14 protein-coding genes are annotated in these 12,822 nt (G+C 69.4%); 10 read left to right on the top strand and 4 right to left on the bottom strand.

Annotated elements, in window-relative coordinates; translation table 11 throughout:
• The first annotated feature begins 5 nt into the window (after positions 1-5).
• The 10 genes from fliI (at position 6) to fliR (ending at position 7,854) form a co-directional block, all read left to right on the top strand.
• Positions 6-1,472 (top strand): flagellar protein export ATPase FliI, encoded by a 1,467-nt coding sequence (fliI, locus tag AC1RVW_RS22410; protein WP_409196084.1) that lies wholly within the window; start codon positions 6-8, stop codon positions 1,470-1,472.
• Positions 1,469-1,924 (top strand): flagellar export protein FliJ, encoded by a 456-nt coding sequence (gene fliJ, locus AC1RVW_RS22405; protein ID WP_081271458.1) that lies wholly within the window; start codon positions 1,469-1,471, stop codon positions 1,922-1,924. Before fliI ends, fliJ begins: the two co-directional genes overlap by 4 nt.
• Positions 1,925-1,940: 16 nt before the next feature.
• Complete coding sequence (locus AC1RVW_RS22400; protein ID WP_493202579.1) at positions 1,941-3,374, top strand: flagellar hook-length control protein FliK; 1,434 nt, start codon at positions 1,941-1,943, stop codon at positions 3,372-3,374.
• Positions 3,375-3,523: 149 nt separating this feature from the next.
• Entirely contained in the window at positions 3,524-4,027 is a 504-nt protein-coding gene (fliL, locus tag AC1RVW_RS22395) for a flagellar basal body-associated protein FliL (protein ID WP_106937125.1), read from the top strand.
• A gap of 27 nt (positions 4,028-4,054) precedes the next feature.
• Positions 4,055-5,059, top strand: coding sequence for a flagellar motor switch protein FliM (gene fliM, locus AC1RVW_RS22390; RefSeq protein WP_081265883.1), 1,005 nt, complete (start codon positions 4,055-4,057; stop codon positions 5,057-5,059).
• On the top strand, positions 5,052-5,519 hold the full coding sequence (gene fliN / locus AC1RVW_RS22385; RefSeq protein WP_493202577.1) for a flagellar motor switch protein FliN: 468 nt from the start codon (positions 5,052-5,054) through the stop codon (positions 5,517-5,519). The genes fliM and fliN overlap by 8 nt, the downstream gene beginning before the upstream one ends.
• Complete coding sequence (gene fliO, locus AC1RVW_RS22380) at positions 5,516-6,022, top strand: flagellar biosynthetic protein FliO (protein ID WP_493202575.1); 507 nt, start codon at positions 5,516-5,518, stop codon at positions 6,020-6,022. Before fliN ends, fliO begins: the two co-directional genes overlap by 4 nt.
• Positions 6,019-6,777, top strand: coding sequence for a flagellar type III secretion system pore protein FliP (gene fliP, locus AC1RVW_RS22375; RefSeq protein ID WP_081265886.1), 759 nt, complete (start codon positions 6,019-6,021; stop codon positions 6,775-6,777). Before fliO ends, fliP begins: the two co-directional genes overlap by 4 nt.
• Positions 6,778-6,790: 13 nt before the next feature.
• Positions 6,791-7,060 (top strand): flagellar biosynthesis protein FliQ, encoded by a 270-nt coding sequence (gene fliQ, locus AC1RVW_RS22370; protein ID WP_081265887.1) that lies wholly within the window; start codon positions 6,791-6,793, stop codon positions 7,058-7,060.
• Between the two features lie 8 nt (positions 7,061-7,068).
• Entirely contained in the window at positions 7,069-7,854 is a 786-nt protein-coding gene (gene fliR, locus AC1RVW_RS22365; RefSeq protein ID WP_493202607.1) for a flagellar biosynthetic protein FliR, read from the top strand.
• Positions 7,855-7,861: 7 nt separating this feature from the next.
• Here the strand turns inward: fliR and AC1RVW_RS22360 are convergent, their stop codons facing one another.
• The 4 genes from AC1RVW_RS22360 to AC1RVW_RS22345 form a co-directional block, all read right to left on the bottom strand.
• Complete coding sequence (locus AC1RVW_RS22360; RefSeq protein WP_106937122.1) at positions 7,862-8,986, bottom strand: 3-deoxy-7-phosphoheptulonate synthase; 1,125 nt, start codon at positions 8,984-8,986, stop codon at positions 7,862-7,864.
• A gap of 46 nt (positions 8,987-9,032) precedes the next feature.
• Positions 9,033-10,244 carry a flagellar hook-associated protein FlgL gene (gene flgL / locus AC1RVW_RS22355; RefSeq protein WP_106937121.1) on the bottom strand — a complete coding sequence of 404 codons (1,212 nt, stop codon included), beginning with the start codon at positions 10,242-10,244 and terminating at the stop codon, positions 9,033-9,035.
• A gap of 35 nt (positions 10,245-10,279) precedes the next feature.
• Positions 10,280-12,232, bottom strand: coding sequence for a flagellar hook-associated protein FlgK (flgK, locus tag AC1RVW_RS22350; RefSeq protein ID WP_234382380.1), 1,953 nt, complete (start codon positions 12,230-12,232; stop codon positions 10,280-10,282).
• 107 nt (positions 12,233-12,339) lie between these two features.
• A partial coding sequence (locus tag AC1RVW_RS22345; RefSeq protein ID WP_493202572.1) for a methyl-accepting chemotaxis protein occupies positions 12,340-12,822 on the bottom strand: 483 nt, incomplete at its 5' end.

The raw sequence follows: 12,822 nt of genomic DNA, 5'->3' as shown, positions 1-12,822 counted from the left end.
GCGCCATGCAGACCGCCACCGCCAACCCCCATCTGCAGACAGTGCGCGCCGCGCTGGAGAAGGCGCGCGGCAATGTCGCGCGCTGCGAAACCACCACCGCCTCGGGCCGCCTCACGCGCGCCGTCGGCCTGGTGCTGGAAGCCGTCGGCCTGCAGCTGCCCGTGGGCAGCGACTGCCTGATCGAGCTGCCGCCCGGCAACGCCCAGCGCCATGCGGAGGCCGAGGTGGTGGGCTTCGCCGGAGACCGCCTGTTCCTGATGTCCCAGACCGAAGTGGCGGGCCTGCTGCCCGGCGCGCGCGTGTTCGCGCGGCCCGGCGCCACCGAGCCCGGCACCAGCGGCGACGCCCACACCAAGCGCCTGCCGGTGGGCGAAGGCATGCTCGGGCGCGTGGTCGATGCGGCCGGCCGCCCGCTCGACGGGCTCGGCCCGCTCGACGTGGCGCGCAAGGTGCCGCTGAGTTCGCCGCCCATCAACCCGCTGTCGCGCGCGCCGATCGATTCGGTGCTCGACGTCGGCGTGCGCGCCATCAACGCCATGCTCACCGTCGGCCGCGGCCAGCGCATGGGCCTGTTCGCCGGCTCCGGCGTGGGCAAGAGCGTGCTGCTGGGCATGATGGCGCGCTACACCAGCGCCGAAGTCATCGTGGTCGGACTGATCGGCGAACGCGGCCGCGAGGTGAAGGACTTCATCGAGAACACGCTGGGCGAGGAAGGCCTGGCGCGCGCGGTGGTGGTTGCGGCGCCGGCCGACAACTCGCCGCTGCTGCGCCTGCAGGGCGCGGCCTACGCGACCTGCCTGGCCGAGTATTTCCGCGACCGCGGCAAGGACGTGCTGCTCATCATGGACTCGCTCACCCGCTACGCGATGGCGCAGCGCGAGATCGCGCTGGCCGTGGGCGAGCCGCCCGCCACCAAGGGCTATCCGCCTTCGGTGTTCGCGCGGCTGCCCGCGCTGGTGGAGCGCGCGGGCAACGGCGCGCGCGACGCGCAGGGGCGCGGCGGCTCCATCACCGCCTTCTACACGGTGCTGTCCGAAGGCGACGACCAGCAGGACCCGATCGCAGACTCGGCGCGCGCCATCCTGGACGGGCACGTGGTGCTCTCGCGCACGCTGGCCGAAGCCGGGCACTACCCGGCCATCGACATCGAGGCCTCCATCAGCCGCGCCATGACCGCGCTGATCCCGTCCTCGCAGTTCGACACGGTGCGCCGCTTCAAGCAGATGCTGTCGCGCTACCAGCGCAACCGCGACCTGATCAGCGTGGGCGCCTACGCGCCCGGCCACGACCTGCAGCTGGACAAGGCGATCGCGATGTACCCGCGCATCGAGGCCTTCCTGCAGCAGTCGATGGACGAACGCACCGGCTATGAAGACGCGATCGCGCAGCTCGAGCACCTCTTCGTGCCCGAGCCCGCGTCCACGCAAGGCTTCGACTCCAGGACACCCAACACCAAGAAGTTCCAGACATGACACGCAAGCTCCCCCTCGGCATGCTGATCGACCTGGCGCACACGCAGACTGACGATGCTGCGCGGCGCCTTGGCGCCCTGCAGAGCGCACACCTCAACGCCAGCCAGAAGCTGGAACTGCTGCTGCAGTACCGGCAGGACTACCACGACCAGCTCGACTCGCTGATGCGCGGCGGCCTGCCCTCTTCGCAGTGGCGCAACTACCGCAACTTCCTCGGCACGCTCGACGGCGCCATCGAGCAGCAGCGCGCCATCGCCGCGCAGACCGAGACCCGGCTCGACAACGGCCGCACCGACTGGCAGCACCAGAAGCGCCGCCTGAGCTCGTTCGACACCCTGGCCGAGCGCGTGCGCATGCAGGAACTGATGGCCGAGGCCAAGCGCGAGCAGCGCGACAGCGACGAACGCGCGGCGCGCAAGTTCTTCGACCGCGCATCGCATCCGACCCTTTGAATCTCCAGGAACCGACATGCCACCCATGATCACGCCCTCCGTCGCCGCCAACGGGTCTTCTGCGACTTCTTCGGCCACCCAGGCCGGCCAGCGAGGCCGTGGCGCGGACGACGCGCAAGGCGCCAGCTTCGGCGCCGCGCTCGAGCGCTCGCGGGCCGGCAGCCGCAATGCCGCGGCCACGCCGCAGGACGGCGCCGCGCCGGCCAACGACGTCGCCTCCGCCGACCGCAAGACCGTGCGCCGGCCCGGCATCGACGACGACACCAAGGATGCCCCGCTGCCGGCCGACCCGAACCTCGCCTTCCTGGCGCCGGCGCACACGCCGCTGCACGCGCTGACGCTGGCGGGACGCGCCAGCGCGCAGGCCGCGCGCGGCGCCGATGCCGCCGGCACGGCCACGGTCGTGGCCGCCGCCGACACGCCGCTGGAGGCCGCCGTGCAGGACCCGCTGGCCAAACCGCTGCCCGAGGGCGCCGCACCAGGCGCGGACCCCAAGGCCGCGCCCGATGCCGCGAAGGCCGCCGACCTCCAGGCCGCGGCCAGGGACGCCGCCGCCAGGCCGGGCACGGCCGCCAGCCAGCCCGCTGCCGACGACACCCCGGCCACGCCGCTGCACGACATCGCCAGCGCGGCCGTCGCGGCGCAGACCATCGCCGTGGGCGCCACCAAGCCCGCCGCGGCCGCAGGCGCGCCGGCCGGCACGGCGGCTTCGGGCCGCGCCTCCGCACGCACCACGGCGAGCGCCGCCACGGCCGAGCAGTTGGCAGGCGCGGCACAGCCGAAGGCCTCCGCCGAAGACACCAAGGCCGCCGCGCTGCCCGTGGCCGCCGCTGCCGCCGCCGCATCCACCGGCGGCGACGACGCACAACCCGCCGCGACGCCCATCGCCGTGCAGCAGGCCGCCACGGTGGCGGCCCCGGCCGAACGCAGCGCCGACACCGGCCAGGCCACGCGCCCGGGCGCGTACACCGTCGCCCCCGAAGTCGGCAGCGAGAAGTGGGCACCGGCGCTCGGCCAGCAGCTGGCGCGCATGAGCACCACCGGCCATCACACGGCCGAGCTCAACCTCAACCCCGCCGGACTCGGTCCGCTGAAGGTCACGCTGTCGATCGGCGACAACCAGGCGCAGGCCATGTTCGTGTCGGCGCATGAAAGCGTGCGCAAGGCCGTGGAGGCCGCGCTGCCGCAGTTGCGCAATTCGCTCTCGGAGCAGGGCATCACGCTGGGCCAGACCTCCGTCGGCGCGGAAACCCGCCAGCCCTTCGGCCAGGACGCGGCCTTCGCGCAGCAGAACCAGCAACAGCAGCAGCAGGCGGCCCGCCAGCAAGGCGCGCCGGCCTACCCCGGCGCCGGCCGTGCCGGCAACAGCGCGGCGGCCGAACCCGTGGCGCCCGCGCGCGCCAGCCTTGCGGGCAACACTGCGCGCTCGGGGGTCGACACCTTCGCCTGAGGCGACAACCCATACCTGCCCCCGCCCGCGGCGGCGCCCTCACCGGTGCCGCGCAATGAACGGATGTGAAGCGTCTTTTCGCGCTTGTTCGGCCGTTCATCCAGGAGGGACTTCGCAAAGAATAGATCGGACAAGTTAAACGCTTCACCATGGCTACCTCCTCTTCCGCCGCCAACGCCATTCCCGCCGAACCGGGCTCACGCCGCTCCTCGAAGCTGATGATCGGGCTGCTGCTCGCCGTCGGCCTTGTCGCCGTGGGCGCGGCCGCCTACGTGCTCGTTCCCCGCTTCATGGGCACGCCCGCCACCGCCGAGACCGCCAAGGCGCCGGTGCCCGAGAAGCCGATCTATCTGATGCTCGATCCGGTGACGGTCAACCTGCAGTCCGAGGGCCGCGGCCGCTTCCTGCAGGTCGGCATGGCGCTGCGCGTGCGCGACGAGCAGACCAAGGCCCAGCTCGTCGAGTTCATGCCCGAGGTGCGCAGCCGGCTGCTGATGCTGCTGTCCAACCGTTCGCCCGACTCCGTCGTGTCGCCGGAAGACAAGGCCAGGCTGGCCGAGGAGATCCGCAAGGCGCTGAGCACACCGCTGAGCGCCGGCGCGCCCGAACTGGGCATTGCCAGCGTCTCGTTCAACACGTTCGTCGTGCAGTGACCACCCCTTCCTCCAGACAAGCGACCCATGGCGTATGAACAGGTGCTTTCCCAGGACGAGGTCGATGCTCTCCTGCAAGGCGTCACCGGCGGAGACATCGACCAGTCGTCGGCCCCGCCGCCCCCGCCCAAGGACGGCCTGCCGGCCTACGACCTCGGCGCGCCCGACCGCGTGGTGCGCAACCGCATGCACACGCTGGAGGTCATCAACGACCGCTTCGCGCGCGGCCTGCGCGGCGCGCTGCTGAACTTCATGCGCCGCAGCCCCGACATCTCGGTGGGGCAGGTCCAGATCCAGCAGTTCGGCGAGTTCGTGCGGCACCTGCCGGTGCCAGCGAACATCAACATGATCCACATGAAGCCGCTGCGCGGCACGGCCCTCTTCGTGTTCGACCCGAAGCTGGTGTTCCTCGTGGTGGACAACCTCTTCGGCAGCGACGGCCGCTACCACGTGCGCGTGGAAGGCCGCGACTTCACGCGCACCGAGCAGCGCATCATCAAGCGGCTGCTCGACATCTCGCTGCAGTGCTACGGCGAGGCGTGGCAGCCCGTGTTCCCGCTCGACTTCGACTACGTGCGCGCCGAGATGCACGGCAAGCTCGCCAACATCGTGGCGCCCAACGAGGTGGTGATCAACACCACGCTGCAGATCGAGTTCGGCCCCATCGGCGGCTTCCTGCACGTGTGCCTGCCCTACTCGATGATCGAGCCGATCCGCGACCTGCTGTCCAACCCGATCCAGGACGAGGTCGAGATCGACAAGCGCTGGGTCAAGCAGATGTCGCGCCAGATGCAGGCCGCGGACGTGGAGCTGGTGGCCGACTTCGTGACCATGCCCTCGACGCTGGGCGAGGTCATGAAGCTGCAGGTCGGCGACGTGATTCCCATCGAGCTGCCCGAGACCGTCGTCGCCAAGGTCGGCGGCGTGCCGGTGATGGAGTGCGGCTACGGCACCTCCAACGAGCGCTACGCACTGCGCGTGCAACAAATGATCTCCCACCAAGACAGCGATTTGAAGAACGACCATGACTGACAACAACTCTTCCGCCAGCAGCGACGCGGACGACTGGGCCGCCGCCCTGGCCGAGCAGACGGCCGCCACCGCGCCCGCGCCGGTGCAGGAAGCCCAGGCAGCCGCAGCAGCAGCCGCCGCCGTGGCACCCGCCACCGCGCAGGTCTTCCAGCAGATCCAGGACACGCCCGCCGCCGCCAACCCGGGCGCCGGCCCGGTGGACATCGCGCGCGTGCTCGACGTGCCGGTGCAGCTGACCGCCGAGATCGGCCGCACCCGCATCACCATCAAGAACCTGCTGCAGCTGTCGCAGGGCTCGGTGGTCGAGCTCGACGGCCTGGCCGGCCAGCCGCTGGACGTGCTGATCAACGGCTACCTGATCGCGCAAGGCGAAGTGGTGGTGGTGAACGAGAAATACGGCATCCGCCTGACCGACATCGTCACCCCGTCCGAGCGCATGCAGAAGCTCGCCCGCTCATGAACGTGCGCCGGCACCTGCCTGCATGGGGCGCGGCGGCGCCGGCCCTGCTGTTGCTGCTCTGCGCACGGGGCGCGCACGCCGCGCTGCCCACCGTGCCCTCGCCCACGCACGAAGCCGCCGCGGCCGCGCCGTCGGCCGTCGGTGCCGGCAGCCTGCTGCAGGCCGGCTTCGGCATGGCGGTGGTGGTCGGGCTGATCTTCCTGTGCGCCTGGCTCGCGCGCCGCTTCGGGCTGCAGCGCCTGGGCGGCGGCCAGCATGTGAAGGTGGTGTCCAGCGCCATGGTCGGCCAGCGCGAACGCGTGGTGGTGATCGAGGTTGCCGGCACCTGGGTGGTGCTCGGCGTTACCGCGACCCATGTGAACACGCTGCACACGCTGCCTGCCCAGGCATCGGCCCCGGACCACCATGCCGCGGCGCAGGCCGCCGGCACGAACAGTCCGGTCGAACTCTTTGCCCGCAAGCTGCGCGAATCCCTCTCGGGCAAGGCGCACTCCGCTCCATGACGCATCCCGCCTTGCGCCGCGGCCTGCGCGCCGCGTTGTTGCTGCTCGCCGCCACGCTGCCCCTGGCCGCCTGGACCCAGGGCCTGCCCGGCCTCACCAGCACCCCCGGGCCCGCCGGCAGCCAGACCTGGTCGCTGAGCGTGCAGACGCTGGTGCTGCTGACCTCGCTCACCTTCCTGCCCGCGCTGCTGCTGTCGATGACAAGCTTCACGCGCATCCTGATCGTGCTCGGCCTGCTGCGCACGGCCATCGGCACGCAGACCTCGCCACCCAACCAGATCCTGGTGGGGCTTTCGCTGTTCCTTACCTTCTTCGTGATGTCGCCGGTGTTCGACAAGGCCTACACCGAGGCCTACCAGCCCTTCTCGGAGAACAAGATCAGCGCGGAAAAGGCGCTGGAGCGCGGCATCGCCCCCTTCAAGACCTTCATGCTCAAGCAGACCCGCGAGACCGACCTGGCCCTGTTCGCCCGGCTCGCCAAGGCGCCCGAGATGCAGGGTCCCGAAGACGTGCCGCTGCGCATACTGCTGCCCTCCTTCGTCATCAGCGAGCTGAAGACCGCGTTCCAGATCGGCTTCACCATCTTCATCCCGTTCCTCATCATCGACCTGGTGGTGGCCAGCGTGCTCATGTCGATGGGCATGATGATGGTGCCGCCCGCGTCCATCGCGCTGCCCTTCAAGCTGATGCTCTTCGTGCTGGCCGACGGCTGGCAGCTGATGATCGGCGCGCTCGCGCAAAGCTTCTATCTCTAGGCAGGACAGCCACATGACACCCGAATCAGTCATGACCATGGGCCATCGGGCCATGGAAATCTCGCTGCTGCTGGGCGCCCCGCTGCTGCTGGTGGCGCTCGTCATCGGCCTGATCGTCAGCATCTTCCAGGCGGCCACGCAGATCAACGAGGCCACCCTCTCCTTCATTCCCAAGCTGCTCGCCGTGTTCGCGACGCTGGTCATCGCCGGGCCGTGGATGCTCGACCGCATGCTCGACTACATGCGCGCGCTGTTCGCCGGCATCCCGCAGATGCTGGCGTGACGCCTTCGATCTTCTCCGTCACTTCGGGCCAGCTCGAGGGCTGGGTGGTGGCCTTCCTGTGGCCCTTCGTGCGCATGCTCGCGCTGGTGAGCACCGCACCCATCTTCGCGGAGTCCTGGGTGCCGAGGCAGGTCAAGGTGGGCATCGCCGCCATGCTCACGCTGGTGATCTCGCCGCTCATCGGGCCGTTTCCGGCGGTGCCCGTGGTGTCCGCCGGCGGGCTGTGGATCATCGTGCAGCAGGTGCTGATCGGCGTGGCCATGGGCTTCGCGATGCGGATGGTGTTCACCGCCGTGCTGGCGGCGGGCGAATACATCGGCCTGCAGATGGGCCTGTCGTTCGCGTCCTTCTACGACCCCATGAGCCGCGGCAGCACCATGGTGGTGTCGAGGCTGCTGAACATGCTGGCGACGCTGATCTTCCTTGCGCTCGACGGGCACCTGCTGATCGTGAACGCGCTGGCCGAGAGCTTCGCCACGCTGCCCATCTCGGACGGGCCGCTGGTGGCGGGAGGATGGATGTTCCTGGTGCTGGCAGCGGGAGATATCTTCGCCAGCGGGCTGCTGCTGTCGCTGCCGCTCATCACCGCGCTGCTCACGCTGAACCTGGCCATGGGCATCCTGAACCGCGCGTCACCGCAGTTCAGCATCTTCGCGGTGGGCTTCCCGCTCACGCTGCTGGCGGGCATCTTCATGCTCCAGCTGCTGATGCCGAACCTGGCGGCGTTCCTGGAACCGCGGTTCGCGCAGGGGATCGCGAACATGCTGCGGTTCACGCAGGGGCTGCGGCCCTAGCTCTAGCCTAGCCCTTGGCCGAGCGGCGCCGCGCCTTGACCGCCGTCGCCAGCCCCTCGAGCACCGGCACCGTCTGCGCGAAGCCGATGCAGGCATCGGTGATCGAGACGCCGTGCTTCAGCGGCACGCCCGGCGACAGGTCCTGCCGGCCTTCCTCGAGATGGCTCTCGATCATGATGCCGGTGATGCGCCGCTCGCCGGCCGCGATCTGCGCGGCCACGTCTTCGGCGACGACGATCTGCCGCTGATGCTGCTTGCTGCTGTTGCCGTGCGAAACGTCGACCATGACCTGGGGCCGCAGGCCGTTCGCCAGCAGCGCCTCGCAGCTGGCCGCGACGTCCGCCGCCGAGTAGTTGGGCGCCTTGCCGCCGCGCAGGATGACGTGGCAGTCGTCGTTGCCGCGCGTCTCGAAGATGGCGGCCATGCCCATCTTGGTCATGCCCATGAAGGCATGCGGCGCGCGGGCCGCGAGGATGGCGTCGGCCGCGACCTTCACGCTGCCGTCGGTGCCGTTCTTGAAGCCGACCGGGCAGCTCAGGCCGGAGGCAAGCTGCCGGTGGCTCTGGCTCTCGGTGGTGCGCGCGCCGATGGCACCCCAGGCAATCAGGTCGGCAATGAACTGCGGGCTCAGCAGGTCGAGGAATTCGGTGCCGGTCGGCAGGCCCAGCGTGGTCAGCTCGAGCAGCAGGCGCCGCGCGCGCTCCAGGCCCTCGTTGATGGCGAAGCTGCCGTCCAGGTGCGGGTCGTTGATGTAGCCCTTCCAGCCGACGGTGGTGCGCGGCTTCTCGAAGTAGGCGCGCATCACGATCAGCAGGTCGTCCTGCAGCGAATCGGCGACCTTCTTCAGGCGCTGTGCGTATTCGATGGCCTGGTCGTGGTCGTGGATGGAGCAGGGGCCGACCACCACCACCAGCCGGTCGTCGCGGCCGTGCAGCACGTCGGCAATGGCCGCGCGGCTGCCTTCGACCAGCGCCAGGGTGTTGTCGCGCACCGGCACGCGTTCCTGCAGGAGCGCGGGGGTCATGAGCGGACGGACGGCGCCGATGCGCACGTCGTCGATGCGGGTGGTGTCCAGCGTGCTGTCGCGGGAGCCGATTTCTGCGTCGTGGAGGGGGTCGTCTAGGCGGGGCATGGTCGTGGGGTGTCGAATGGAACTCCCCCGATTGTCCCCCCGCCGGTCACAGGTAGTTGAATAGCGAAATGCTGTTCAGCTTGGCGAAGGTCATCTGCGTTGCCTGCAGCGAAGACTGGCGCTGGTAGAACTCGGCGATCGCGCTGTACGGGTCCAGGTCTTCGATGGAAGACAGGTAAGACTCTTCCTGCAGCTTGCGCGAGGCACCGCCGCTGTCCAGCGCATCGAGTTCCGTCTGCCGCGAGCCGACCGAGGACAGCACCGTCAGCACGTTGTCGTGCGCATTCGTCACCTTGCGGTTGGCCGTGGCCAGCGCGTTCTGCAGTTGCGCCTGGGCGGCCTCGCCGCCGCCGGCCAGCGGCGTGCGCAGCGCGGTCACCAGCTGGCCGATGGCCGCGAACACGTCGGTGCCGGCGTTCTGCGCGGTCGACACGTCGAAGCTGTCGCCATCCGCCGGCTTGCCGGTGAACTTGACCTGCACGCCGCCGAAGTTGACGGGCGAGCCCGCCGTGTACGCACCGGCGCCGGCCACCACGGGCGGCACGTCCTTGGTCATCACGGTGTAGTTGCCACCGTTGAAGGTGATGGTGAAGTCCTTGCCGTAGTTCGTTGCCGTGGCGTCGGCGATGCTGATGGAGCCGAACACGGCGCTGCCGGTGTTGCTGGCCGCGCTCGAAGCCACGTAGCCCGCGCCGCCCTGCACCGACTGGAAGATGCTGCGGCCGTCGTCGCCCGTGGACATCTGGCGCGACACGTCGACCTGCATCAGCCGCTGGCCCTGGTCGCCCACGTACTGCACGCCGCCGCCGGCGGCCGCCACGAACGGCGGGCTGCCGCTCTTGAAGCCGGCAAACAGGTACTGGCCGTTGCCGTCGTCGGTATTGGCCACGCCCACCAGCTGGTCGTAGGCGCTCTGGATGGTGGTGGCGAGCGAGGCGCGGTCGGCATCGGTGAGCGTGCCGTTGCCGGCGTTCACCGTCAGCGTCTTGATGTTCTGCAGGATCGAAGTCACCGAGTTCAGCGCGTTCTCTTCGGTCGACAGCGCCAGGCTCGCGCGCTGGCGGCTGGTGGCGTACTGCGCGTTTTCCGACAGCGTCTGGCTGACGCCCAGGGAGCGCGCCGCGCCGACCGGGTCGTCGCCGGCGGACAGGAACTTGGAATTGGTCGCCAGCTGCTGCTGGACCTTGAACAGCTTCTGCTGCTGCAGGCCCATGGCGCTGACGTTCTGCTCGTAGAAGGATGAGGTGCTGATGCGCATCGCGGCTCCTGGATTCTGTGCTTCGGTGAAACGGCTCAGCTGCGGATGCCGAGGATCGCGTCGAACATGGTCGACGCGGTCTGGATCACCTTCGCGTTGGCCTGGTACATCTGCTGGAACATCAGCAGGTTGGCGGTTTCCTCGTCCTGGTTGACGCCCGAGACGGCTTGCTGGCTGGCCTTGATCTGGCCGGTCACGCTGTCTTGCGTGGCCGCCGCCACCTTCACGGCCATGGCCCGGTTGCCGACTTCGCTGACCAGCTGCGAATACGCGCCGTTGAAGGTCGACGTGCCGTTGGCCATCACGGCCTTGCGCTGCAGTGCGCCCAGCAGCAGCGCATTGCTGCCGTCGGACACGCCCGAGGTGTTGTTCTTGATGGTGAAGGTGTCGCCCTGCGCAGGCGCGCCGGTCATGCTGACGGTGACGCCGTCGAAGCTCATCTTCGCGCCGGCGCTGTAGGGCACGGGCGTGCCGGCCGGGTAGTTGGTGGTGGTGCCGTTGGGCAGCGTCACCGAAACGGCCGAGGTCGCGGGAAAGCCCGTCAGGTTGCCCGTGGCGGCGTCGAAGCTCAGCGTGACCGTGCCTGCCAGCGGCGTGCCGGGGTAGGAGGCGTCGACGGTCGCGGTGCCCAGCGCGGCGCTGCCCTTGTTGCCCGCGGTGTTGCCGGTGACGAGCGGCGACGCGGCCGCCACCTTGGCGGGGTCGCGCACCGCCACGTCGAGGTCGCGCGCGCCGGTGCGGGTCGGCTGCACCAGGAACGAGTCGCCGGCCTGCGCGGTGCCGCTGGCGGCGGTGAGGCTCACGCCGTCGAAGTTGATCGGGAAGGCAGTGAAGCTGCCCATCGACGTCTTGTCCGACAGCCGCGTGACCGTGTAGGTGAGCGTGCCCGACACGTTGGTGACGCTGACGTCGTAGTCGCTGGTCGTGAGCTTCGAGGCATCGGTCAGCGACGCGCCGATTTCGAGGTTGCCTGTGTTCTTTGCGTTGGACATCACGCCCGGCACCGCCTGGTTGAAGAAATTCTGGCCCAGCGCGCCGTTCAGGTCGACGCCCAGCTTGTGCTGTGCATTGACCGCATCGGCCACCGACATGGCGAGCCGGCCGATGGAATTTTGCGTGGGAATGAGGGTTTCGCTGCGGAAGGTCATGAGGCCGCCAAGCACGCCGCCCTTGAAGGTGCCGTCGTCGAGCTCGGCGGTGTTGCCGCCGAAGCCCTTGAGCGCCACCGCCTTGCGGGTGGGGTCGGCGGCCGAGTTGACCGAGACCATCTGGGAGGCGTAGTCCCCCACCACCAGCGACTGGCCGGTGGCGATGAACACGTTGTACTTGCCGTTGTCCTGCTGCAGCACCTTGACGTCGACCACCTGGCTCAGCTGGCTCACCAGCAGGTCGCGCTGGTCGAGCAGGTCGTTCGGCGGCTGGCCGCTGGCCATGGCCGTGGCCTGGCTGATCTGCTGGTTCAGGCCGGCGATCTTGCTGGCGTAGGTGTTGATCTGGTCGACGCTGCCGTCGATCTGCTCGTTCACCGACGAGTTCAGGTCCGACAGGTACTGGTCGGTCGAGCGGAACTTGCTGGCCAGCGCCTGCGCGGAACTGATCATCTGCTGGCGCGCGGCGGGGTCGGCCGGGGTGTTGGCCACGCCCTGGATGCTGGTGAAGAAGTTCTGCATCAGCGCCGAGATGCCCGAGGTCTTGTCGGCCAGCAGGGTGTCGATGCGGTTGATCTGCGTGCCGTTGGTGGCCAGCGCGACCGAGTTCGACTGGGCGCTGGCAAGCTGCGCGGTCAGGTAGCGGTCGTAGCTGCGCGAGACGGTCGTGACGTTGGCGCCCGTGCCGATGTAGCCCGAGCCGCTGGAAATGGCGCTGCCCGTGGCAATCTCCGCCACCTGGCGGCTGTAGCCGGCCGTGTAGACGTTGGCGGTGTTGTGGGCCGTGGTCATCAGCGCGGTGCGGGCGACGCCGAGGCCGCTCAGACCTGTGTAGAACATGCTTCCGGACATAAGGCTTTACCTGTCAATTGGAGAGTGTGTTTGGCGCCGCGAAGACGCCTTCTTTGTATCTATCGGCAGCGCCGGACAAAACTTGAGGGCCGGAGTCAGAACTCGGTCCAGTCGCCCTTGGCGTCGCCGGCCATGGCCAGTTGCGGCGCCGGGCCGCCGCCCGGCTCGCGGCGCGTCGGCAGCGCCTTGGCCGGACGCTTCGCCGCGGCAGGCGCCGGCTTGGCCGGCTTGGCAATGGGGGTGATGCGGGTGAAGCCGGGGCGCGCGGTGGCAACGGCGTTGCCGTCGAGCTTGAAGATGCTGACCGTCTGCACGAGGCTGCCGGCCTGCTCCTGCAGCGACTGGGCGGCGGCCGAGGCCTCTTCGACCAGCGCGGCGTTCTGTTGCGTCACCTGGTCCATCTGCGTGATGGCCTGGTTGATCTGCTCGATGCCCGAGGTCTGCTCCTGGCTCGCGGCGGTGATCTCGCCCATGATGTCCGTCACGCGCTTGACGCTGCCGACGATCTCGTCCATGGTGCGGCCGGCTTCTTCCACCTGCTTGCTGCCCTCTTCGACCTTCTCCACCGAGTCGCCGAT

The sequence above is a fragment of the Variovorax sp. MPBD4-3 genome (assembly GCF_058809745.1).
This window is presented reverse-complemented; position numbering and strand designations above follow the sequence as displayed.